General features: G+C 69.6%; 23 protein-coding genes and 2 pseudogenes. 11 read left to right on the forward strand and 14 right to left on the reverse strand.

The annotated features are described in order from the left end of the window. Window positions 1-128 precede the first annotated feature (128 nt). The 3 genes from JS521_RS15625 to JS521_RS15635 form a co-directional block, all read right to left on the reverse strand. Window positions 129-1,652, reverse strand: coding sequence for a catalase (locus JS521_RS15625; protein WP_205083595.1), 1,524 nt, complete (start codon window positions 1,650-1,652; stop codon window positions 129-131). A gap of 138 nt (window positions 1,653-1,790) precedes the next feature. Beyond that, window positions 1,791-2,057 carry a GlsB/YeaQ/YmgE family stress response membrane protein gene (locus JS521_RS15630; RefSeq protein WP_006127827.1) on the reverse strand — a complete coding sequence of 89 codons (267 nt, stop codon included), beginning with the start codon at window positions 2,055-2,057 and terminating at the stop codon, window positions 1,791-1,793. A 186-nt stretch (window positions 2,058-2,243) separates the two neighbouring features. Further along, window positions 2,244-2,849 carry a dihydrofolate reductase family protein gene (locus JS521_RS15635; RefSeq protein ID WP_205083596.1) on the reverse strand — a complete coding sequence of 202 codons (606 nt, stop codon included), beginning with the start codon at window positions 2,847-2,849 and terminating at the stop codon, window positions 2,244-2,246. Between the two features lie 56 nt (window positions 2,850-2,905). On the opposite strand from JS521_RS15635, the pseudogene JS521_RS37515 reads away from it, so the two are divergent. Continuing rightward, window positions 2,906-2,992 (forward strand): annotated as a pseudogene (locus JS521_RS37515) (hypothetical protein); the annotation flags it as partial. A gap of 77 nt (window positions 2,993-3,069) precedes the next feature. Here JS521_RS37515 and JS521_RS15640 read toward each other — a convergent pair. Both JS521_RS15640 and JS521_RS15645 read right to left on the reverse strand, forming a co-directional pair. Further along, window positions 3,070-4,041, reverse strand: coding sequence for an NAD(P)/FAD-dependent oxidoreductase (locus JS521_RS15640; RefSeq protein WP_205083597.1), 972 nt, complete (start codon window positions 4,039-4,041; stop codon window positions 3,070-3,072). A 96-nt stretch (window positions 4,042-4,137) separates the two neighbouring features. After that, window positions 4,138-4,551 carry an ATP-binding protein gene (locus tag JS521_RS15645; protein WP_205083598.1) on the reverse strand — a complete coding sequence of 138 codons (414 nt, stop codon included), beginning with the start codon at window positions 4,549-4,551 and terminating at the stop codon, window positions 4,138-4,140. Window positions 4,552-4,665: 114 nt separating this feature from the next. Here JS521_RS15645 and JS521_RS15650 point away from each other — a divergent pair, with 114 nt between their 5' ends. Both JS521_RS15650 and JS521_RS15655 read left to right on the forward strand, forming a co-directional pair. Beyond that, window positions 4,666-5,505, forward strand: a complete 840-nt coding sequence (locus JS521_RS15650; RefSeq protein ID WP_205083599.1) for a helix-turn-helix domain-containing protein — start codon at window positions 4,666-4,668, stop codon at window positions 5,503-5,505. Further along, the gene (locus JS521_RS15655) at window positions 5,502-5,714 is read left to right on the forward strand and encodes a DUF397 domain-containing protein (RefSeq protein WP_205083600.1); all 213 of its coding nucleotides are present in this window, start codon (window positions 5,502-5,504) and stop codon (window positions 5,712-5,714) included. Before JS521_RS15650 ends, JS521_RS15655 begins: the two co-directional genes overlap by 4 nt. 72 nt (window positions 5,715-5,786) lie before the next feature. On the opposite strand, the gene JS521_RS15660 is transcribed toward JS521_RS15655, so the two are convergent. The 3 genes from JS521_RS15660 to JS521_RS15670 all read right to left on the reverse strand — a co-directional run bounded on the left by JS521_RS15660 (window position 5,787) and on the right by JS521_RS15670 (window position 8,070). Then, window positions 5,787-6,029, reverse strand: a complete 243-nt coding sequence (locus JS521_RS15660) for a hypothetical protein (RefSeq protein ID WP_205083601.1) — start codon at window positions 6,027-6,029, stop codon at window positions 5,787-5,789. Window positions 6,030-6,221: 192 nt separating this feature from the next. After that, entirely contained in the window at window positions 6,222-7,097 is an 876-nt protein-coding gene (locus JS521_RS15665) for an AraC family transcriptional regulator (protein ID WP_205083602.1), read from the reverse strand. A gap of 25 nt (window positions 7,098-7,122) precedes the next feature. Next, window positions 7,123-8,070, reverse strand: coding sequence for an NAD(P)-dependent oxidoreductase (locus tag JS521_RS15670; protein WP_205083603.1), 948 nt, complete (start codon window positions 8,068-8,070; stop codon window positions 7,123-7,125). A gap of 146 nt (window positions 8,071-8,216) precedes the next feature. Between JS521_RS15670 and JS521_RS15675 the strand changes: the two genes are divergently transcribed. Further along, window positions 8,217-8,804 carry a TetR/AcrR family transcriptional regulator gene (locus JS521_RS15675; protein ID WP_205083604.1) on the forward strand — a complete coding sequence of 196 codons (588 nt, stop codon included), beginning with the start codon at window positions 8,217-8,219 and terminating at the stop codon, window positions 8,802-8,804. 67 nt (window positions 8,805-8,871) lie between these two features. On the opposite strand, the gene JS521_RS15680 is transcribed toward JS521_RS15675, so the two are convergent. Further along, complete coding sequence (locus JS521_RS15680) at window positions 8,872-9,105, reverse strand: hypothetical protein (protein WP_010056370.1); 234 nt, start codon at window positions 9,103-9,105, stop codon at window positions 8,872-8,874. A 133-nt stretch (window positions 9,106-9,238) separates the two neighbouring features. Here JS521_RS15680 and JS521_RS15685 point away from each other — a divergent pair, with 133 nt between their 5' ends. The 7 genes and pseudogenes from JS521_RS15685 (at window position 9,239) to JS521_RS15710 (ending at window position 14,045) form a co-directional block, all read left to right on the forward strand. Further along, on the forward strand, window positions 9,239-10,243 hold the full coding sequence (locus tag JS521_RS15685; RefSeq protein ID WP_205083605.1) for a YdcF family protein: 1,005 nt from the start codon (window positions 9,239-9,241) through the stop codon (window positions 10,241-10,243). Between the two features lie 328 nt (window positions 10,244-10,571). After that, window positions 10,572-11,084, forward strand: coding sequence for an SMI1/KNR4 family protein (locus tag JS521_RS15690; RefSeq protein WP_275564195.1), 513 nt, complete (start codon window positions 10,572-10,574; stop codon window positions 11,082-11,084). 181 nt (window positions 11,085-11,265) lie between these two features. After that, window positions 11,266-11,646 (forward strand): hypothetical protein, encoded by a 381-nt coding sequence (locus JS521_RS15695; RefSeq protein ID WP_239487331.1) that lies wholly within the window; start codon window positions 11,266-11,268, stop codon window positions 11,644-11,646. A 65-nt stretch (window positions 11,647-11,711) separates the two neighbouring features. Then, window positions 11,712-11,798: pseudogene (locus JS521_RS36660) on the forward strand (IS5/IS1182 family transposase); the annotation flags it as partial. 55 nt (window positions 11,799-11,853) lie between these two features. After that, a complete protein-coding gene (locus tag JS521_RS15700) occupies window positions 11,854-12,087 on the forward strand; it encodes a hypothetical protein (protein ID WP_239487332.1) in 234 nt (77 codons plus the stop codon). A 420-nt stretch (window positions 12,088-12,507) separates the two neighbouring features. After that, entirely contained in the window at window positions 12,508-13,602 is a 1,095-nt protein-coding gene (locus JS521_RS36665; RefSeq protein ID WP_239487333.1) for a zinc metalloprotease, read from the forward strand. A gap of 53 nt (window positions 13,603-13,655) precedes the next feature. Continuing rightward, window positions 13,656-14,045, forward strand: coding sequence for a DUF6281 family protein (locus JS521_RS15710; RefSeq protein ID WP_205083607.1), 390 nt, complete (start codon window positions 13,656-13,658; stop codon window positions 14,043-14,045). A 98-nt stretch (window positions 14,046-14,143) separates the two neighbouring features. Here the strand turns inward: JS521_RS15710 and JS521_RS15715 are convergent, their stop codons facing one another. The 5 genes from JS521_RS15715 to JS521_RS15735 all read right to left on the reverse strand — a co-directional run. Beyond that, a complete protein-coding gene (locus JS521_RS15715) occupies window positions 14,144-15,526 on the reverse strand; it encodes a hypothetical protein (protein ID WP_205083608.1) in 1,383 nt (460 codons plus the stop codon). 57 nt (window positions 15,527-15,583) lie between these two features. Next, on the reverse strand, window positions 15,584-18,685 hold the full coding sequence (locus JS521_RS15720) for a glycoside hydrolase family 3 N-terminal domain-containing protein (protein WP_205083609.1): 3,102 nt from the start codon (window positions 18,683-18,685) through the stop codon (window positions 15,584-15,586). A gap of 73 nt (window positions 18,686-18,758) precedes the next feature. After that, complete coding sequence (locus JS521_RS15725; protein ID WP_205083610.1) at window positions 18,759-20,174, reverse strand: GH1 family beta-glucosidase; 1,416 nt, start codon at window positions 20,172-20,174, stop codon at window positions 18,759-18,761. A gap of 33 nt (window positions 20,175-20,207) precedes the next feature. After that, window positions 20,208-21,194: an ABC transporter ATP-binding protein gene (locus JS521_RS15730; protein WP_205083611.1), complete on the reverse strand. Its 987-nt coding sequence runs from the start codon at window positions 21,192-21,194 to the stop codon at window positions 20,208-20,210. After that, a partial coding sequence (locus JS521_RS15735) for an ABC transporter permease (protein WP_205083612.1) occupies window positions 21,191-22,198 on the reverse strand: 1,008 nt, incomplete at its 5' end. The genes JS521_RS15730 and JS521_RS15735, both read right to left, overlap by 4 nt.

Here is a 22,198-nt window from a genome sequence, read left to right on the forward strand (position 1 = left end):
CCTCTGCCGCGGGGGCGGCCCCCCCCCCCCCCCCCCCTTTCACCGCCGGCCTTCTCCCCCCCGGCCCCCCCCCCCCCCCCCCCGCGCCCCGGCGGGCGGGGGGCCTGTCTCGTGGGCCCTCGGTGGCGCTACGCCTTGTGCTGCATCGACGAGCGGGCCGGGTTGCCCTGCTCGCCCGCCTTCGGGTCCTTCTCGCCGGCCTTCGCGCGGACGCCCTGCTCGATGCGCTTGCCGATGGTGGCGTCGATGTTCGACCAGTACTGGAACGCCCGCTGGAGGATCGGCTCGGTCACGCCGTTCAGGAGGTGGCCGACCACGTTGTCCACCAGCCGGTCCCGCGCCGCGTCGTCCAGGACCTCGCGGACCATCGTGCCCGCCTGGCCCCAGTCGTCGTCCTCGGCGTGATCGACGTAGGCCGCCCGGGTGATGTCCCCGTCGGCGTACCAGCTCGGCGGAGTGCCGTAGCGCGCCGTGTCCGCCTCCGGGCCGCCCTTGGAGTTCGGGGCGTAGACCGGGTCGGAGGTCTTCCGGTACGCCATCGCCCCGTCCTTGGAGTACGTGTTCACCGGGGCGACGGGAGCGTTGACGGGCAGCTGCTGGTAGTTGCCGCCGATGCGGTAGCGGTGCGCGTCCGCGTAGCTGAACAGCCGGCCCAGGAGCATCCGGTCCGGGCTCGGCCCGATACCGGGGACGAAGTTGTTCGGCTGGAACGCCGCCTGCTCGATCTCCGCGTGGTTGTCCGTGGGGTTGCGGTCCAGCGTCATCCGGCCGACCTCGATCAGCGGGTAGTCGGCGTGCGGCCACACCTTCGTCAGGTCGAACGGGTTGAACCGGTAGTCCTTCGCGTCCTCGTACGGCATGACCTGGACCTTCAGCGTCCAGCTCGGGAAGTCGCCGTCCCGGATGTGCTCGAACAGATCACGCGTGTGGTAATCCGTGTCCGCCGAGGCCATCTGGTCGGCCTCGTCCTGGGTGAACGTCTCGACGCCCTGGTCGGTCTTGAAGTGGTACTTCACCCAGAACCGCTCACCCTCGGCGTTGATCCACATGTACGTGTGCGAGGTGTAGCCGTTCATGTGACGCCAGGTGCGCGGGATGCCCCGGTCACCCATCAGCCAGGTGACCTGGTGGGCCGACTCCGGCGAGAGGGTCCAGAAGTCCCACTGCATGTCGTGGTCGCGGAGGTTGTTGTCCGCCCGGCGTTTCTGGGACCGGATGAAGTGCTGGAACTTCATCGGGTCCTTCACGAAGAACACGGGGGTGTTGTTGCCCACCATGTCGTAGTTGCCTTCGCTGGTGTAGAACTTCACCGCGAAGCCGCGCGGGTCACGCCAGGTGTCCGGGCTGCCCCGCTCGCCGGCGACGGTCGAGAACCTGATGACCAGGTCGGTCGTCGTACCGGGCTGGAAGAGCGCGGCCTTCGTGTACGCGGAGACGTCCGCGGTCACCTCGAACTTCCCGAACGCGCCGCTGCCCTTGGCGTGCGGCTGGCGTTCGGGGATGCGTTCGCGGTTGAACTGGGCCATCTGCTCGATCAGGTAGGAGTCCTGGAGCAGGATCGGCCCGCCCGGGCCGACGGTGAGCGAATGCTCGTCGCTCTCCACCGGGGCACCGGAGTCGGACGTGGTCGGCTTACGGGTCGTGTCCGTCATGTCCTCATGTCCTCTTGTCGGTCGTGCGCGGGCGTCGAAGCCTCGGCTCGGCTCTGCCCGACGGCTACCCTGTCGCGCCTCTGCCAATGTAGGCATATGCGGACGAATCGTCCCGTCGAGGCATCGTGGCCGCCCGGGTCAGCGGGACCTGTTCCCCGCGATCAGGCGGTAGAGGGCGAGGAGGATCACGGAACCGACGACTGCGGCGATCCACGTCGACAGGCTGAAGAACCCGTCGATCGAATCGACCCCGAAGATCACCTTGCCCAGCCAGCCGCCGAGCAGGCCGCCCGCGATACCGAGCAGCATCGTGATCAGGCAGCCCCCCGGGTCCTTGCCCGGCATCAGCGCCTTGGCGATGGCGCCCGCGAGCAGGCCGATAAGAATCCAGGCGATGATGCCCACGAAAGTCTCCCTCTGTGTCCTCTCCCGGCGTCCTCGTTGCCCCGGGCACCCTCCGCGTATCCCCCCAAACGGAACTCACACATCCGCCGGACGAAGTTCGTCACTCGCGCGACCCGTCGTCCACCCGCCGTCGTTACGCCGGACGGGGGCGGGCCGTGGAGCTGCCCGCCCGCGCACGGAACGACGTCACGCGGGGGCACCGAGCGGCGGGTGCTCCAGCACGCGGGGCTTGTACTCGACCAGCTGGGTGCGGCCGTCGAAGGTGCGGTGCCCGATCATGTCCAGGGCGACGTCCGGATAGCCGTCGTAGATGCGTTCCGCGCCCGTGGCCCCGGTGATCACCGGGAACATCACGACCCGGAAGCGGTCGACGAGCCCGGCCCGCAGCAGGGACCGGCACAGGCTGAGGCTGCCGATCGTGGTGAGAAGCCCCGAACCGTTCTCCTTCATCGCGCGGACCGCCTCGACGGCGTCGCCGCGGACGAGCGTGGAGTTGGCCCAGGTCAGCGGCTCCTCCAGTGAGGACGAGAACACCACCTTGGACGCTCGCGTGAGCTCGTCGACGGATTCCTCCTCCTCGGGCCTGAACTCGTCCTGGCCGTCCGGCACCTCGCCGGCCGCGAAGCCGGACATCAGGCGGTACGTCTTCGCTCCCATGAGGTAGGTGACCTCGGGCTGCTCACCGAGCCAGGCGAGGTACTCCGGGCCCTCCAGGCCCCAGAAGCCGGGCCAGCCCTCTCCTGACGCATAGCCGTCGAGGGAGGTGATGAAGTCGACGAGAAGCTCCGACATGGCGGTGTCCTTTCCTCGGATGCCATGAACCCCAGGTGTGATGAACCTCGGGCGTCATGAACCTTGGTGTCATGAACCTTGGTGTCATGAACCTTGGTGTCATGAACCTTGGTGTCATGAACCTTGGTGTCATGAACCTTGGTGTCATGAACTTGGACCGGCGGCGGGCCACAAACTCATCGGACCCGTTCGCTTCTCGACTCTCGACGGTGAAGAGCCGTTACGCCCGCCGGGCCGCCACCGCCAGCCGGGTGTCCTCGGTGATCAGGTCGCCGTTGACCGCGCCTCCCGCCATGAGGCCGGCCGCAGCCGCGCCGATCACCTGCTCGGTGAGGCGGGTGACGTTGCCCGCCGCCCAGACCCCGGGGACCTCCGTCGCGCCGGTCGGGTCGGTCGGGATGTAGGACCCGACGACCGTGCCACCCATCTCCTGCGCCACCGGCTTCAGCCCCAGCGACTCCAGGACCGCCGAGCGGGCGGTGAACCGGGCCTGGACCACCAGGGCCTCACGCGGAACGACCCGGCCTGACGCCAGCGTCACGCCGGTGAACCGGTCGTCCGCGACCTCCAGCCCCGTCACCTCGCCGTCCACGACCGCAATGCCCCGGGCCGCCAGCTGCTCGTACTCCTCCTCCGTGGGCTCCGGACCCGTGTGCAGGAAGAGGGTCACGTCGTCGCTCCACTGCCGCCACATCAGCGCCTGGTGCACGGCGAGTGGGCCGGTGGCGAGCACGCCGATCGGGCGGTCCGCCACCTCGTGGCCGTGGCAGTAGGGGCAGTGCAGCACCTCGCGCCCCCACCGCGCCGCCAGCCCCGGCACGGGCGGCAGCTCGTCGACGAGCCCGGTCGTCACCAGCAGCCGCCGCGCCTCCACGCTCCGGCCGTCCTCGGTCACGACCCGGAAGCCCTGCTCCCCCTCCCCGCCCTCGGAAAGCTGCTCGGCCGAGGCGACCCGGCCCTCGACGATCTCCGCCCCGTACCCGGCGGCCTCGCCCCGGCCGATCGCCAGCAGCTCGCCGGGCGGGGTGGGCTCGCGGCCCAGGTAGTTGTGCACGTGCGAGGCGGGAGCGTTACGGGGCTCGCCCGCGTCGATCACCAGAACCGAGCGCCGGGCCCGCCCCAGGGCCAGCGCCCCGCTCAGGCCGGCGGCCCCGCCGCCCACGATCACCACGTCGTACCGCTGGTGCTTCATGTCGCTCCTCCTTCGTCACGCGGCATCACCACCGCTCGACGACGAGAGTGCGCCCACGCAGGCCGAAACGACAAACATCCTTGCCGAAACAGCAAGTCATACGATGCTGAACTCGCACCACACGACCTTGCCGGGGTTCCGCTCGGCCACGCCCCACTTGTCGGCCAGCGCCGCGACGAGCAGCAGCCCGCGCCCGCCTTCGTCGTCGGCCTCCGGCGGCCCGTCCGCCGCGCGGACCACACCGCCCCCGCTGTCGTGCATCTCGACGCGGATGATGTTCTCCACCCGCTCCAGGTAGATGTGGACCTTGAAGCCACGCCCCGGAGGCACGCCGTGCCGGAGCGCGTTGGTCGCCAGCTCGGTCACACAGAGCAGCACATCGTCGGCCCGCTGCTCACACTCCCACTCGACCAGAGCCTTGCGGGCGAACTTGCGTACGACGGGGATCGACCTGCGCTCACGGCAGTAGAAGGCGGCGCGGAAGTAGGGGAGTTGGGTTGTCTCGTTCATGCTTCCACGCTCACACGGAGTTACTACGCTGAAGCAGAGCTGAGAGACGTACAAAAGGTTTTGTACGGGTTCTGACGGGTTGACAGCGGGGCCGGAACGGGGAGAAGCCAGGTCATGCAACCGGGAAAGCAGAGCGGCATCAGGCGAGTTACTTCGTGGCAGCTGGTCGGGGCTCAGTTACGCCACTTCCGCAAACTCGCCGGGCTGACACAGGCCGCCCTTGCCGAGCAGGCCGGGGTGGGCGAGGACACGATCGCCTCGATCGAGCAGGGGCGACGGGCGCTTCAGCTGGACCTGGCCATTCAGCTCGATGAACTGCTGGACACCAAGGGCGTCTTGCGGGTCGCGGTGGAGAAGATCCCGCGGAAGGAGCGCTATCAGGCGCTGGTCAAGGACTTCGTGCAGTACGAGCAGGGCGCGGTGAGCTTGTTCTCGTACGAATCCCAGCTCATCCCGGGGCTGCTGCAGACCGAGGCTTACGCACGGCTGGTCTTCTCCAGCCACTACCCTCCACTCGAAGAGGAGGAGATCGAGAAGCGGGTGACGACCCGCCTCGCTCGTCAGAAGATCCTGGAGCGCAAACCCCGTCCCATCCTCCACTTCATCCTGGAGGAGAGCATTCTGCACGCGGAGTTGGGGGACCCCGAGGTCATGCTCAAGCAGCTCCTCCAGCTGCGACGCTGCATGGACCTGCCGTTCGTCAGCATCCAGATCATGCCTCGGAAGACTCCGAAGCATGCGGGACTCGCGGGGCCGCTGGTCCTGCTGGAGACCCCCGATCACGATCAACTCGCCTATGTCGAGATGCATCTGCGAGCAGAGCTGTACGACGATCCGGCCGACGTCAGCGCTCTCATGCAGAAATATGGGATGCTGCGGACGCAGGCGCTGACCGCCGAGGAAAGCGCCCGGCTCCTGGACGCACTGCTCGCAGCCCTGCTTGGAGAGACATGAACCGCGCCGCCCTCCCCGTCTCCCGTCCTGCCACCCTCCACTGGTTCAAGTCGAGCTACAGCAGCGACCAGGGCGGCAACTGCGTCGAAATCGCCACCCACCCCGCCGCCGTCCACATCCGCGACTCCAAGGTGACCGACGGTCCCGTCCTCACCGTCGAGCCCGCCACCTGGAGCGCCTTCGTCCACGGCAGCGGCACCACCCTCTGAGCAGTCCGACAGTGAACCGCCCCGGCCGCCGCCGCAGCCGGGGCTGTTCACTGTCCGCCCGCTACCTCAGTCTCAGTAGCGCACCCACAACTCGTACACGCCCGGCTTCCCGGCGAACGGGTTGCAGATGAAGACCCGGCTCCAGAGGGCGTTGTCAGCGCCCGCGTTCCCCACCGCCTGGCACTCCGCCAGGCTCGCGTGATGGCTGCGGAGCCAGAAGCCGGGGCCCGTGGCGGAGGCGGTCGAGGCGGTGCCGAGGAGCATCGCTCCGGCGGTCGCCACGGTCACCGCGAACGCGGCAATACGTCTGCGCATGTCGGTAACTCCGTTTTCAGTCAACACACATGACTGTGCGTCAGTGAATGAATGAGTCGATCCGAACAGCGCGCGCCGCCACGAGAAAGTTAGCGAGCCGCGAACGCCCGCACAATAGGTCTGGACCAATAGGTCACCGCATATGCCCCATGGCCGTAAACCTCTGCCGTGCCGCATATTTCGCTCGGCACGTCAGCTTTCGGCCGACCGCTCCACCGGGATCCAGAGCTCCGCCTCCGCCCGCTTCCCGTCCTCCGTCAGCCGCACCCGCAGAATCTCCGGGCCGGGCCTCGACGCGTACGGGTTCGACGGGAACCACTGCGTGAACACATCCCGCCAGAGATGCTGGAGGGCCTGCGGGAACTCGCCCTCGCTCTCGAAGACCGCCCACGTGCCTGCCGGTACGTCCAGGGAGTCCAGGTCCTCCGGAGGCTCCGTGTCGCCGGTCACCACCCCGTGCCAGTAGTCGAGTTCGGTGCCCTCCGCGCGGCTCGGATCGAGCTGGTCACTCACGCCGACGATGCCCGCCGGCTCCTGGTCCGAGAGGGCCGCGATGCGGTCCAGATCCTCCCTGCCGATGCCCCGGATGAACTCTGCGATGGCCGGATTCGGTCCCTCGTGGATGAGCGGGACACGGGCCTTCTTCCCGACCACCCGGAACGCGCTCTTCTCCACCAAGCTGTAGCGCATGGCGCTACTCCCTTCGACGACGAGTCGGAAGGTCAGGCGTTGCTGGGACCGCAGGACCGCGCCCGTCCGGCGGGCCTCCCCGGGGCCGAGGCCGTGGACGGCCCGGAACGCCCGGGCGAAGCCCTCCCCCGTGTCGTAGCCGTACCGCATCGCCACGTCCAGCAGCGAACGGTCACGGTCACCGAGCACCTCCGCCCCCGCGACCGTCATGCGGCGGCGACGGATGTACTCCGACAGCGGGAGCCCCGCCAGCGCGGAGAACATCCGGCGGAAGTGGTACTCCGACGTCATCGCGATCCGGGCGAGGTCCGCCGCCTCGATGCGCTCACCGAGGTGGGCCTCGATGTGCTCCATCGCGTCGTTCAGCCGTTCCAGCAACTCCTGATTCCCTTCCCTTGCCCGTTCACCGTAGGGAGAGGCCATCCTCCCGGACCCGACCGTCCGTGCCCGTATCGGTCGGGTCGCCGGGCTTCGCCAGCAGCTCCACCAGGGACGAGAAGCTGTCCCCGGCGCGGCCCGCCTCCATGCCCCGCCGGAACAGGTCGACGACCGCCGCCGGGAGAGTGGAGTCGACGCCCGCTTCCGTGTGGGTGTGCAGAACGTGCTCGGCGCTCGCCACCCCCATGGCCAGGCGGTCGACATCCCCGTCGTGCACTCCGGCGTCGATGCGTTCGGCGTAGAAGGCGAAGGTCTCCGGGAGCGAGGTCGCCGTTTCGACGGCGCTCGGCAGGATGTCGGCCGCCGTCAGACCGTTCGCGCGGGCGAGGACGATCGCCTGCCAGAAGCTCAGCATCGAGGTCCAGAACATGACCATGCCGAGCTGATAGGAGAGCGCGGCGAGCCCCGGGTCCTCGCCCTGGTGGTCGACCCGGCCCGTCAGCGCTTCGAGCACCGGCCGGTGCCGGTCGAACGCCTCGCGCGGCCCACTGCAGAGCGTGGCCGAGTCGGGCTGCCCGATCCCCGTGGGCGACGAGTTGACCCCGCCGGTGAGCTGTACGGCACCGTGCTCGGCCGCCCAGCGTGCCCCGGCGCGGGCTTCCTCGGGCGTGGCGGAGGTGAGGTTGAGCAGGACCTTGTCGTGCAGGGCCTGCGCGGCCGGCTCCAGTACGGCGCGGACCGCCACGTAGTCCGTGAGGCTCAGGATGACCACTTCGTTCGCCGCGACCGCGTCGGCGGGGCCGGGCGCGAGGACCGCACCCCGGGCCACCAGGTCGTCCGCGCGGGAAGCGGTGCGGTTCCAGACCGTGACCCCGTAGCCACGGTCGAGCAGGGCTCCGGCCATCGCCCGGCCCATGGGCCCCAGTCCTATGACGGTCACGGAACCCGGGTGCTGCGTCGCTGTGCTGTTCATTGCCGCCTCCAGCGGGTCGGTCGGGGCAGGCGGAAGCCGTTCCGCCCGCCCGCCCCTGACTAAAACGAACGCTCTATTTAGCGCGTGTCGAGAACGTAGCACAGCTCTAGAACGAACGCTCTACCCAATTCCGCTACAGTGACGGCATGCAGACCAGCACCCGGGACCGGATCGTCGTGGCGACCGCGCGCCTCCTCCAGCGGCAGGGGTACGTCGGCACCGGCATCAAGCAGATCGCTACGGAGTCGCAGGCCACGCTCGGCTCGATCTACCACTTCTTCCCGGGCGGCAAGGAGGCCGTTGCCGTCGCCGCGATCCGGCACGGCGAGCAGGAGTTCGCAGCGCTGCTGAAGGAAGCCCTGGACAGCGAGCCGGACCCGGCGGACGCCGTGGTCTCCTGCACCCGTCAACTGGCGGCCGGGCTCAAGGAGTCGGGCTGGGTGGACGGCTGTCCGGTGACGGCGGCGGCCCTGGAGACCCTCGGGGCCGACTCGGAGCTGCAGAAGGCGTGCGCCGACGCGCTGAACGGCTGGGAGCGGCTCGTCCGTGACAAGCTGCTGGGCTGCGGATTCCCGGCGGGCGACGCCCGGGAGCTGGCGACCACCGTCATCAGCGCCATCGAGGGCGCCGAGGTGACCGCCCAGGTCAACCGGAGCGAGGAGCCCCTTCTGGCGGCGGGCCGCCAATTGGCCCGTCTCGTCCGGTCGTACGGGATCGATCCCCCTCGCCGCTGACCGCGCCCGGCCCGGGAACGCCGACAGGGGCGGCCTTGCGGCCGCCCCTGTCCTTGTCCCAGCCGGTTCAGCTGAGCTTGGCGTCTTCCACGGTGCTGGTGACCGTGCCTGCGGTGGAGGTGGTCGCCCCTGCCGCACCGTCCACCAGCTTGCCGAGGTCGCCGACGTCGTCCAGCGCGCCCAGCGAGACGGCCGGTTCGGCGGCGTGTGCGGTGTCCCCGCCGCCCGGGTGCGGGGCGATGGCGGCGATGACCGCTCCGGTGGCGAGGGTGACGGCGGCGAGTACGCTTCGCTTCTTCATGCCGGGTTCAACGGCCGGAACCCCGCAAAGGGCACGCCCCGATTCCCTGGCGGCTCCCGCCCCCGCCTCCGGCCCACTCCGGACGACCCACCTCGCCGTCGACGGCCGCCGGGACGCTGCCTAGTCTGTGCGCATGCTCGCCTACGCCCCCGCGGCGCTCCTCTTCCTCGTCTTCTGCGTGAGCGTGCTGCTCGAACGCCGTAAGTTCAGCAACGCCGTCGTCCTGGGGCTCGCCGTGCTCTGCGCGCTGGGTGCCCTGCTGTACCGGTTGGTCAGTTCCAAGTCGCCCTCGGTGCCCTACGTCGTCGGGGCGCTGGTGGCCCTGGGGGCGGTGGCCCTGCTCGTGCTGGTGTGCTTCCTCTTCCTCAACGGCGTACGCATGCTGCGCAAGGAGGGCCGGAGCCCGGCCCATCTGCTGTCGCTGCTGGCCGCGTTCGCCGTCCTCGGCGTGGTCGCCCTGCTCGTCGTGGCCGCCGTGCTGCGGACTCCGGTGCTGATCGGGGTGGCCTGGGCGGCCGGCGGGCTGGCGTTGTACTTCTCGTTCCTGTTCCTCTGCTTCGTCTGCTACGCGTTCCTGTACGGGCGGCTCCAGGTGCGACGTAAGGCCGACTTCGTGGTGGTGCTGGGTTCGGGGCTGATCGGCGGTACCACCGTGCCGCCGCTGCTCGCGAGCCGGCTGAAGCGGGGACGCGAGGTGCATGAGCGGCTGTCCCGGCGCGGTGGGTCGCCCGTGCTGATCACCTCGGGCGGGCAGGGGCCCGACGAGAAGCTGCCGGAGTCCCACGCCATGGCCGACCACCTGGTGGCCGAGGGGTTCCCCGCCGAACTCATCGAGCGGGAGGACCGTTCGCGGAACACCGAGGAGAACCTGCGCTTCAGCAAGGAGATCATGGAGGCGGCCAAGCCCGGCTACCGGTGCGTGGTCGTCACGAACAACTACCACGCCTTCCGGGCCGCCCTCATCGCCCGGCGGGTCCGCATCCGGGGGCAGGTGGTGGGCTCCCCCACGGCCGCGTACTTCTGGCCCAACGCGATGCTTCGCGAGTTCGCCGCGATCCTCGTGGACTACCGGCAGAGCAACGCGGCGATGTGCGTGATCATCGTCCTCGGCGGGGTGGCCGCTTGGTGGGCGGCCTAAGAGCTGTCACGCAACTGAGCGTTTTCAGCTTCGCCACTCCAGGGTGACGCCGTGGCCCTCACTGGAGTCCTGGAGGCTTCCCCCGCCGGGCACAGCGGGTCGTCTGTGAAAAGTCGCGGGCGGTCACCTCGCTGAGGGGCCGACCATGGGCCTCGGGGCGGAGGACGGTCGTGAGGAGGGATGGGACTCGTGCTCGAAGTACCGTCCCTGCAAGGTTCTCCGGTCGGTACTTCCCCACCTCCGCAGTGGCGTGGCCGGACGGAGACATCCCTGCAGAGAGGGCAGAGGGCAGAGGGCAATGAGTGTGGCTGAGAGTTGGTCCTGCGTGATGAGTCTTCTTCGGCAGCACGCGCCAGCCGATCATGCGGATCTGCCAGGGCCCGCTACGGAGCAGATGCTCGCGGTCGCCGAAGAACGGATGGGCATCTCCCTGCCTGGGGACCTGCGGACGTGGCTGTTGCAGAACAATCTGGATCTACCTGAGGAAGATGTCGACGACGAAGTGGCATGGTGCGGCTTCGACGGGTTCCCGGACGAGGGAAGCTTCTTTCTGGGTGTCCGGGCGATGGAGAAGCTCTACGCGAGTCACCCCTTGTCCGGTGGGGGCGAATGGCGCGAGGAGTGGATCCCGTTCCAGTCCGACCGGGACGGCTGGATGGGACAGTTCATCGACGCGAGGGACGGACGTATCGGCAGATGGTTCGTGGGTGCGCCCACGGTCACCGGCGAGTACGAATCGATGGCCCGGTACTTCGACTCCGTCGCGGAGACGCTGACGAAGATCGCCGATGGAAGCTACCCGGTCTGTGGGGTCACCGAAGGTCGACTCGTCTGGTCCTGAGACGGTTCCCGACCGCATGGCTGCGATCACCAGTCCGTCCTCGCCCCGAAGCGCCAATGAGACTCTTCAGCGTTGACGTTCCAGGGTGAGGATGGCTGCGGCGATGTAGGCGCGGCCGGCGAGGATCGGAACACCTCGGCGTTCGCGGCCGCATGTCCCCTCAGCCGCCTACGATGCGGACATGTCATCGCCTGAGATCGCGCCGGACAGCCGTCGCGGGGGAACGAGGTCGACCGGCTTGGCGCCGGCACGAGCGGATCGGATCATCAGAGCACTGTCGTGGTGGTGGGCGTCTGCGCCCCTCCTCCTGTTCGCCCCGGCAATCGCGCATGCGATGGGGTTGCCGGACGTGCGACGAGAAACCAACTGGGTGTTCGGCCCGATGGCTCTGGTCACTGCCGTGCTCGCACCAGCAGCGGGATTCATGGTGGCTCAGGCTGGAGACCGGCGAGGGGCACGCGGGCGATTCCTGATCATGGCTGCGGTGTCCACTGTGCCGATTCTCTTCTTCTTGTTCTTCGGAGTGCTGCTCGCCGAGTGCCCGGACGAATACCACTGCTGAGTGCCGCCTCGTCACCGCTGATCACATGCCGCTGGTCACAGGCAAGGTGATCTTGAGGTGTCCGGCGTCTGATCACCGCACTGCGACGCGAGGGCGCCGATCCGGTCCGTAGGGGCCGACCGTGGAGCCTGCCGCTGGGCCACCGGGTCGTCACCGGCGCCACCACACCAAGATCATCCCCGTGGCTCTATCATCCGATCCATAGAGATGACCACCATCGAGGGGCCGACAGAGATGACCGCAGCACGCATGGCAGCCGCCGTGCTGGCCACGTGGGCCACGCTGATCGTGCTTCTGCTTGCGCCGTCGCCCCTGCCGGAGCGATGGCGCTACTACATCTACTCTCCAGCGAGCGTGGGCCTGTGGCTGCTGGCCATGCTCGTTGCCCCTGTCGTCGTCTGCGTCGTGAAATGGCCATGGATCAAGTCGGGCGGCAGGTGACCCTCCATTTTCGTTCGGGCCCGCGGAGCACCCCGTAACGCCTGGTCGTCAATGACGGGACGGCCCTCAGGACGAGTATCGGGTCGTGATCGATCCGGGGGACTTTCGCGGCCGCGCCTGATCCGGTAGAGCGTGGTGTGTAAAGCGAGTGCAACCGACGGACTGCGATGGAGAGTTCGGCGGCCGTGCCTCGATGATCCGGTTCAAGGAGCTCACCAAGAACACTTCTTGATCACGAACCGATATGCCCCCCCTGCATGGAAGTGCCGTTGCGCCCGGACGTGCGGCCGAGAATGTTTGACTCGAACTGGTCGGAAATCCCGCATCCTTCACCCTTACGATCTGTTGATCCGATCGGCTCTCGCACGCGGGAGCCATCACGGGGGGACGCCGGGAATGGCGCTTTATCTGACATCGGTCATGGCGAGAACCGCGGTCACTTTCGCGCTGGTCGCATCGGCAGGCGCCACAGCCGGCAACGCGCGGGCCGCCGAGGCCGAACCGCCCGGCCCGAGGGAGTGCGTGCTGCCTCAGGGCGACTTGACGATCACGGATCTACCGTCCGGATCGGACGCACTCGACTGCGAGGCGGTCGGAAGGGTGGTCACCCACGACGGAGCCGGCGTCACCGTCCCCGAACCGGGGATCGCCGTGAGCGTGCACGCGACGCGGACGCACGGAAGCGGACACGGCTTCACCCTTCAGGTCGCCGCGGACGGGGCGGTCACGTACCAGCTGGCGGGCGATGCCGTCGACATGGAGACGACGGGCTCGGATCAGCCCGACAGCGTCGGCAACCCGGCCCTGGAGGGGGCGGACCTCACGCACGAGGGCGACGGCGTGGGTGCTGACGCGCCGGACACACCCGCCTCCGGTGAGCCGGAGGCGGCGGATGTGGATACGGCCGCGGCGCCGGGCGCCTGCAGCGACAAGACCTACAAGACCCTGGACCTCAAGGAATACGGCACCTACAACTGGTACGTCGGAGACGGGGGAATGCCAGGTGGGCTCAGTCGCTCACAGGCGTCCACAGCCTTTCGCGATGCGGTCGCCAACATCGTCGGGTCGTCAAACAATTGCGGCCTCTCCGACACAGTCTCCGCGAAAGCGGCCTTCAAGGGCTACACGAACTACGAGGCGGACGTCGACTCCGGCGGGAATTGCCGCAGCAGGGACGGCCTCAGCACCTGGGACGCGGGGAACCTCGGTGCCACCGAGATAGCGGTCGCGTGCACATGGAGTCATGTGTACGCAGGCAAGAAGAACGACCTGCGGGAAGCCGACGTCCGGTACAACACGTCGGACTTCGATTTCACGGACTACCCGACGAGCAGCTGCTACCGGAAGCACGACGTCCGCGGGATAGGAACGCACGAGGCGGGGCACGTCTTCGGGCTCGACGACCTGTACGGAAACGACGACAACCTCACCATGTACGGAACTCCTCCGTTCTGCACGACCAAGGCGAGGACTCTCGGCCTCGGTGACGTCCGCGGCCTGCGCAGCATCTACTAGACGAGTCCGACCGCACTCGACGTGAAGACCGACGACGACCAGGAGGCGGAACGATGTTCGCCAAGCACTGCCTACGCACGCTCATGGTCGCGCTTCTCGTATGCGGCGGCACTGCTTGCGGATCGGACGGCGGGACGAGTACGCAGAAGTCGTCGGCCTGTGCCCGGTTCTTCACCTTCGAGGGCAGGGAGTACCGGGACGTCGGGGACTTCCCCGTCGAAGCCGGCAGCCGCGTCGGTACCGCCGTTCAGCCCGCATGCGATCAGCACGGAGCGGACGGGGAGAAGAGAGGGCCGGACAAGGCGGCCTATGAGGTGAAGGGTGTCTCGGCGGACGTGGCGATCGCGGTGGGCGACGATCCGGACGACGTGGAGATCTTCGTGTCCTACAACGGGACGGAGCTTCCCCCGGAGGTGCAGGAGTTGGAGGACGCCTCGCGGTAGACGGAAACGCGGCGCACTCCCCCGGACCCCGGGCCCCGGCTGAGGGGATCCACCGGAACCCGGGGCGCTGGAAGCTGGATCCCGGGGGTCGGAAGCGGTCAGAACCCGCCGCCGTCGAAGCCGCCGCCCCCGAAACCTCCGCCGTCTCCGAAGCCGCCCCCGCCGAAGCCGGAGGAGTCGAAGTCGGAGCCGGAGAAGTCGCCACCGCCCCAGTCGCCGCCCGCGCCGCCGTCGCCGAAGTCACCGCCGCCGTATTCGGAGGCGTACGCCGGGGTGGCGAGCATCGAGCCGAGCATGGTGCCGACCAGGAGGCCGGGGAGCAGGCCGCCCGCGAAGTAGCCGCCGGCCCAGGGGCCGTACGCCGGGCCCGCTTCCCAGTACGGACGGCGGGTGCCGTCGCCGACGTCGACCGTACGGCTCATGGGGTCCTCGCCCTGGCTGAGGCGGACCTCGTCCGCGCCGCAGACCGGAACCTCGCGGGCCGCGCCGCCGGACGGGGTCCAGAGCACGTCGGCGACCGAGGGGCCGTGGCGCGGGTCGAAGAAGCACGGCGGGCGGCGGGCCGGGATCGCCTCGCCGGTGCGGCGGGCCTCCAGGACCGCGAGGGAGTAGCGGCCGTCCTCCAGGGACTGGGTGACCCCGCGCACGTCCGACGGGTGCGTGGCCCGGTCCATCTTCGTCTTGGCGCTCTCGTAGGAGTCCAGGGCCCGTTCGTAGTCGGCGCGCATGGTGTCGTCCGCGCCCTTCTCGGCGGGGTGGAAGTCCAGGCGTTCCAGGGTTTCGCCGTACGCGGTGATGTCCTCGTCGACGACGACCCGGAGCTTGTCGAGGGCGACGCGCTCCTCTTCCTCCTTGCGGCGCTTGTTGCGGCGGGAGATGGCGTACGCCCCCGCGCCGCCCGCCGCCACGAGCGCGCCGAGCGTGATCAGACCGCCGACCGGGGCCCCGGACTCGTCGGCCGCTCCTCCGCCGCCGGACCAGGAGGCGGGGGCGGTGCCCCGGGCCTGTTCGACGGCACGGTCGACGAAGGCGTTGAGCTGGGCATCGGCGTTGCCGGCGGTGGTGGGGTTCTCCACGGCGGCGGTGAGGTTCTCGACCGCCCGGGTGGGCATGACCTGCGGATCCGCGCCCGCGTCGAAGCCGTCGCCGAGGCGTATCGCGTAGACGCCGGTGATGCCGGTGTCGCTGCGCAGGGTCTGGAGGAGGTCTTCCTCGGGGAAGGCGGGGGTGTCGGGGAGGACGGCGACGAAGACCGGCTTGTCGGCGTCCGTGATCTTGTTCTCCAGGGCCTTCTCGTCAGCGACGGAGAGCTGATCGCGAGCGCCCGGGTCCACATAGACCGGGTCGTCGCGCAGGGCCTGAGCAGCGTCCTGGGGGGTCGCGGCGGGCGCGGCCGACGCGGGGGAGGTCAGGGCGAGAGCCGCCGCTGCGAGGATGAGCAGCAGGCCCGCCAGCAGCGCGGGGAAAAGCCTTTTCCTCATACTTAACGCTACTCCAGACGGGCGACGAACGCCGTCGCCCGTCTGGAGGGCCGCTTACTAAGCGGCTCGGTACGCCGTGCGGAGCTTGGCCACGGCTCCGGTCAGGTCACCCTTCAGCAGCAGGTGGTCCGCCTCCGCGAAGGGCTTCGCGACCGCCTGTCCGAACTTCCCGTCGATCTTCTGCTGGACCAGCAGCCGGGCCTGGTCCACGATCGCCTTGCCCGCCGGGGTCTTCCCCAGCTTCGCCTTCTCGGCGATCTGGGCGGCGAGAGCCAGAGCGGACAAGGTCAGCTCGCCGCCGGCCGGGGGCTTCTTCAGGGTGGTGAGGCCCCAGCCGTACGGGAACTGCGGGTCGTACGTCCCGTCCCCGACGTTGATCGGGAGCTGCGCCTCCGACTTCGGCCAGGTCACCGGCAGCTGTCCGGTGAAGGCGCGCTTGCCGTACAGCACGTCGGCCACGCCGTCGCCCTCGGAGCCCGGCAGCCAGGAGGCCACCAGGGCGTCCATGTCCCCGAGCTGGTCGCCGATGAGCTGGGGGCGGCCCGAGACGATGAGTACCGCGCACTTCATCGCCGCGCAGACCTTGTCGACCGCCGCCTTGTCGGCCGCCGTCAGCTCCAGGTCGTGGCCGTTGCCGACGTCCCCGATGCCCTCGGCGTACGGGGTCTCGCCCACGATCACCACACCGACGTCGTGGCCGTCCGTGGCGGCGGATGCGTCGCGCGAGTACGTCACGGACTCCGGGTTCTTCGCCGCCTTCTTCATGCCGTCCAGGATCGTCGTGCCCGGGGTGGTCTTCCCGGACGAGCCCTGCCAGCTGATCGTCCAGCCGCCGGCCTGGTTGCCGATGTCGTCGGCGTTGGACCCGGCGACGTACACCTTCTGGTTCGGCTTGAGCGGCAGGACGGCCCCGTCGTTCTTCAGGAGCACCTGCGACTTCGCGGCCGCCTCACGGGCCACCGCGCGGTGTTCGGCCGAGCCGACCTTGTCGAGGTGGGTGGTGTCCGCGTACGGCTTCTCGAACAGGCCGAGGCGGAACTTCTGGGTGAGGATGCGGGCGACCGCGTCGTCGATCCGGGCCTCGCTGATGCGGCCCGCGGTGACCTCGTCCTTCAGGGTCTTGGTGAAGTCCTGGTACGCGGTCGGCACCATGATCATGTCGAGTCCGGCGTTGACCGACGTACGGACGTCGCTCGGGTAGTCGCCGGGGATCTGGTCGATGGCCTGCCAGTCGCTGATGACGAAGCCCTCGAAGCCCATCCGGTCCTTGAGGACGCCGTTGATCATCTCGGCGTTCGCGTGCATCTTCACCGGGCCCTGGTCGTCGCCCAGGATGTCGAGGGAGGAGTACGAGGGCATGATCGTGCCGACGCCCCGCTTCACCGACTCCTCGAACGGCGACAGGTGCACCGCCTCCAGCTCCTCGCGGGTGACCTTGGTGATGCCCTGGTCGGTCGTGTAGGAGCCGGTGGTGGAGGAGCCGAATTCGGTGCCGCCGTCGCCGACGAAGTGCTTGGCGCTGCCGAGCACCTTGTCGTTGCGGTGCAGGTCCTTGCCGGACGGGCTGCCCTGCATGCCCTGGATGACCGTCTCCATGGCCTCGACGAGGGCCGGGTCCTCGCCGAACGCCTCGTAGCTGCGGCCCCAGCGCTCGTCACGGGTGACGCAGACGCACGGCGCGAAGTCCCACGGGACACCGGTGGAACGGACTTCCTTCGCGGTGATCGCCCCGGTCTTCTCCGCGCTCTTCGGGTCGCGGCCCGCACCGATGCCGATGTTGTGCGGCATGATCGTCGCGCCGACGACGTTGTTGTGGCCGTGCACCGCGTCCACGCCGTAGATCAGCGGGATCTGGAAGCGGGTTGCCTGGGCGCGCAGCTGGTAGGCGTCGACCATCTTGGCCCAGGCGGCCGCCGTGTTCGGGGTGGGAACCGAGCCGCCGCCGGAGAGCAGCGAGCCGAGGTCGTAGGCGGCGATGTCACCGGGGGCGCGGAGCGCGTTGCGCTCGGCCTGGGTCATCTGGCCGGCCTTCTCGGCGAGCGAGAGGCGTCCCAGCAGGTCCGCCACCCGCTGCTTCACGGGCAACTTGGCGTTCTGGTACGGGAGTCCGTGGGCGTCGATGACGACCTGCGGGTTCTCCCGGGGGGCCTTCGCGCCGGTGACGGTCAGTTCCAGCGGGATCGTCTTCGCCTCGGCGGGCTTCGACGCCTTCGCCGTGCGGACGGTGACCTTGTGGGTGGTGCCGGAGGCCGTGCCCGCCGGGAAGGTATGGCTGCCGGCGACCGGGGTGTAGTCCTTGCCGGCCTCCGCCGTGCCGCCCTTGGTGGCGTACGCGATGGTCACCGGCTCCTCGGTGGGGACGGAGCCGGTGGTGGCGACGGAGAGCGTCAGCTCCGCGCTCGCGCCGTTCCTCACCGGGCGTACGGCCGTGTCGGTGACGACGCTCGCGGTGAGCGCCGGCTCCGCCTTGCCGTACAACTCGACGGCGTCCAGGGCGAATTCGCCGGGCGCGCCGCCGGGGAGGGTGAGGGCGTAGCCCCACATCTCGTTCAGGCCGAGGATCTGGTCGATGCCGCCGACGGGCTGGTAGTCGGCCCGGTAGACGAAGTCCGCGAAGGGGATCTCGACGAGGTGCCAGCCCTCCCAGTCGTCGGTGAAGGAGGTGGTCCACAGCTCGGACGCGCCGCCGTTCGCGCCGCCGTCCTTGATCTCGAAGTTGACGCGCTTGCCCGAACCGGGCGGCAGGGGGGCGGTGTTCTGGCCGTACCACCAGAAGCGGATGCCCTTGTGGGCGGTCCAGTTCTGCGGCGGGGTGTCCACGGCGAACTCGTGACTGAACCCGCCGTACGCGCTGATGTCGTAGGAGCCTTCGAGGACCTGCTCGCCCTCGGGGGCGTCGGCGCGTCTCGCCAGCTTCAGCTGCGGGTGGTCGTCCGCGTCGCCGCCCCAGGTGAAGATGGCGTCGGCGGGCGGGTTGTTGCCGAGCGGCACCTCGCCCTCGAAGCGGTCGATGAGGACGGGGGCGGGTTCGTCGGCGGCTGCGGCGGGGCCGGTGGCCGACCCGGCGAGCAGGGTGGCCAGGACGGCCGCGGCGGCGAAGGCGGCGGTCGCGGGTCTGGTTCTGCCCTTGCGGGGGCGGGTGTACGGAATGCGGAGCATCTTTGGGAGCGCTCTCTTTCTGGGTCGGGGGTCGGGGTGCCGAACGTCTTTACGGATCAGGGGTGTCGGTGCGCTACGCGGTGTCGGCGTCGCGGGTGAGGCGGATCGTGTCGCGGTACCACTTGGCGCTGTCCTTGAGCGTGCGGGCCTGGGTGTCGTAGTCGACGCGGACGATGCCGAACCGCTTGGCGTAGCCGTAGGCCCACTCGAAGTTGTCCATCAGCGACCAGGCGAAGTAGCCCCGGACGTCCGCCCCTTGGGCGCGGGCGGCGACCACGGCGTCGATGTGGTCGGCGAGGTAGGCCGTGCGGTCGGCGTCGGGGACGGAGCCGTCGGCGGCGACCGTGTCGTCGAAGGCCGCGCCGTTCTCCGTGATGACGGTCGGCAGCCCGTAGTCGCGCTCCAACCGAACCAGCAGGTCGGTGAGTTCGGTGGGGGTGATCTCCCAGTCCATCGCGGTGCGCGGCAGGTCGCGGTCCACCGCCCGGACGACCGGGAGGCCCTCTGCGTCGAGCGGTGAGCCGTCCTCGGTGACGCCGGAGAACTGCATGCCCCGGTAGAAGTTGACGCCGAGCACGTCGAGCGGGGTGGCGATGGCGGCCAGGTCGCCTTCCCTGACGGGGAGTTCGATGTGCTGGGCGGACAGGTCCGCGACGACGTCCTCGGGGTAGCGGCCGTGGACGAGCGGGTCGAGGTAGAGCCGGGTGCCCATGCCGTCGGCGCGGCGGCAGGCCTCGCGGTCGGCCGCGCTGTCGGTCTCGGGCGTTGCGGTGCCGAGGTTGAGAGTGATGCCCAGCTCCAGCGGGTTCGCCCCGGCCGCGTCCCGCAGCGCGCCGGCGGCGAGGCCATGGCCCAGGAGCAGGTGGTGGACGGCGGCCATGGCGTCGCCGAGGTCGCGGCGGCCGGGGGCGTGCAGCCCGTAGGCGTAACCGAGCATCGCCGAGCACCAGGGCTCGTTCAGCGTGGTCCAGTGCTCGACCCGGTCGCCGAGGGCCTCGTAGGCGAGAGAGGCGTACTCCGCGAAGCGCAGGGCGGTGTCGCGCGCGGGCCAGCCGCCCGCGTCCTCCAGCTCCTGCGGCAGGTCCCAGTGGTACAGGGTGATCCAGGGGGTGACACCGCGCGCCCGGAGCTCGTCGATCAGTCGCTTGTAGAAGTCCAGCCCCTTCTGGTTGGCCGGGCCCCGGCCGCCCGGCTGGATGCGGGGCCAGGCGAGCGAGAAGCGGTACGTGTCGACGCCGAGGCCCGCGATCAGCTCCACGTCCTCGGGCATCCGGTGGTAGTGGTCGCAGGCCACGTCGCCGTGCTCGCCGCCCTCCACCGCCCCGGGCACCCGGCAGAAGGTGTCCCAGATGGACGGAGTGCGGCCGTCCTCGGTGGCCGCACCCTCGATCTGGTAGGAGGAGGTGGCGACGCCCCAGCGGAAGTCGGCGGGGAGTCCGCGTACCGGGGCCGGAGAGAGGAGTCGCTGAGGAGGGGTGGCGAGGTTCATCGGTCTCCGTACGTAGGGAGGGGAGGGGCCCGGTCAGGTGTGCAGATGGCAGGCGACCGCGCGGCCGGGTCCGTCGGTGGGCGGGGCCAGTACCGGGACCTGCCCGGTGCACGGCGCGAACGCCTTGCCGCAGCGCGGATGGAATGCGCAGCCGGTGGGCATCGCGGAGAGGTGCGGCGGGGAGCCGGGGATGCCGGTCAGTTCGCGGCGCGGTCCGTGGAGCGCGGGGAAGGAGTGCAGGAGCCCGTCGCTGTAGGGGTGGCGGGGGTCGCGGTAGATCTCCGCCGCGCCCGCCTGCTCCACGATGCGGCCCCCGTACATGATCGCGATCCGGTCCGAGAATTCGATCAGGAGGGAGATGTCGTGGGTGATGAACACGACCGAGAAGTTCAGCTGTTCCCTCAACTGGACGAGCCGCCGCAGGATCTGCCGCTGCATGACGACGTCGAGCGCGGTGGTCGGCTCGTCCATGATGACGATCTCGGGTTCCAGGGCGAGCGCCATGGCGATCATCACGCGCTGCCGCATCCCGCCGGAGAGCTGATGCGGATAGGCGGCGAGCCGGTCGGCGGAGATCCCGACGAGGTCCAGCAACTCCTTCGCCCGGTCCGTGCGTTGGCGCTTCTTCAGCTCGGGGCGGTGGGCGGCGAGGACGTCGGTGAGCTGGCTGTGGACGGTGTGCACCGGGTTGAGGGAGTTCATCGCCCCCTGGAAGACGAGGGAGAGCTCCTGCCAGCGGAAGGCGCGCAACCGGTCCGGGGCGAGGGAGAGGATGTCGACGCGGTCGCCGCCGGGGCGGTGGTAGTGGACCTCTCCCCCGGTGATGACGCCGGGCGGGGAGAGCAGCCGGGTCACGGCGTAGGCGAGCGTCGATTTACCGGAGCCCGACTCCCCCGCCAGGCCCAGGACTTCACCCCGGTGGAGGGTGAGGTCGATGTCGCGCAGGGCGTGGACGGCGGCCGCGTCGGTGCCGTAGTCGACGTTGAGTCCGCTGATGGTCAGGACCGGCTCGGCGCTCATGGGCGCGGCTCCTTGCTGCTGTGCTCGCTGCTGTGTTCACGGGGGCCGTCGCCGGTGGACTTCCGGGCGACCGGGGTGAAGCCGACGCGCATCTTCACCTTCCGGGAGGAGCCGGTGGCGGTGCGCAGGCGGGGGTTGACGAACTCGTCGATGCCGAAGTTGATGAGGGCGAGCGCGGTGCCCAGCAGGGCGATGCACAGGCCGGCCGGGACGAACCACCACCAGGCTCCCTGGGCGAGGGCCTGGTTGGACTGGGCCCAGAAGAGCACGGTGCCCCAGTTCCAGTGGGAGATGTCGGCGACGCCGATGAAGGCGAGGGTGATCTCGGTGAGGACGGCGAAGATGACCGTGCCGACGAAGCCGGAGGCGATGACGGCGGTGAGGTTCGGCAGGATCTCGAAGAGGATGATGCGCGGGGTCGACTCGCCGGTGGCGCGGGCGGCCTCCACGTAGTCGCGGCGGCGCAGGGACAGGGTCTGGGCGCGCAGGATCCTCGATCCCCAGGCCCAGGAGGTCAGGGCGATGGCGACGGCGATGACGATGTCACCGGTGTCGGGGACGAAGCTGGCGACGATGATGATCAGCGGGAGTCCGGGCAGCACCAGGAAGATGTTGGAGATCGCGGAGAGGATCTCGTCGACCGCTCCGCCGAGGAATCCGGCGCTGACGCCGATCAGGACGGACAGGGCGGTGGCGATGGCGGCGGCGAGCAGTCCGACGACGAGGACGCCCCGGGTGCCGACGAGGATCTGCGAGAAGACGTCCTGCCCGGTGTGTGTGGTGCCGAACCAGTGGTCGCCGGAGGGCGGTTGGAGCAGCTGGTCGCTCATGGCGTCGGGGTCGTAGGGGGCGAGCCAGGGTCCGGCGACGGCCAGCAGGGCGAAGAACGCCAGGATGATCAGGCCGGTGCGGGTCTTCCCGCCGCGCAGGAACCGGAGCCGGGCCCGTCGGGTGGGGGCCGTGGGCGGGGGGTAGCGGGCCGCCGCGGGGCCGGAGGGGGGCCG

The sequence above is a fragment of the Streptomyces durocortorensis genome (genome assembly GCF_016901035.1).
Lineage (GTDB): Bacteria > Actinomycetota > Actinomycetes > Streptomycetales > Streptomycetaceae > Streptomyces > Streptomyces durocortorensis.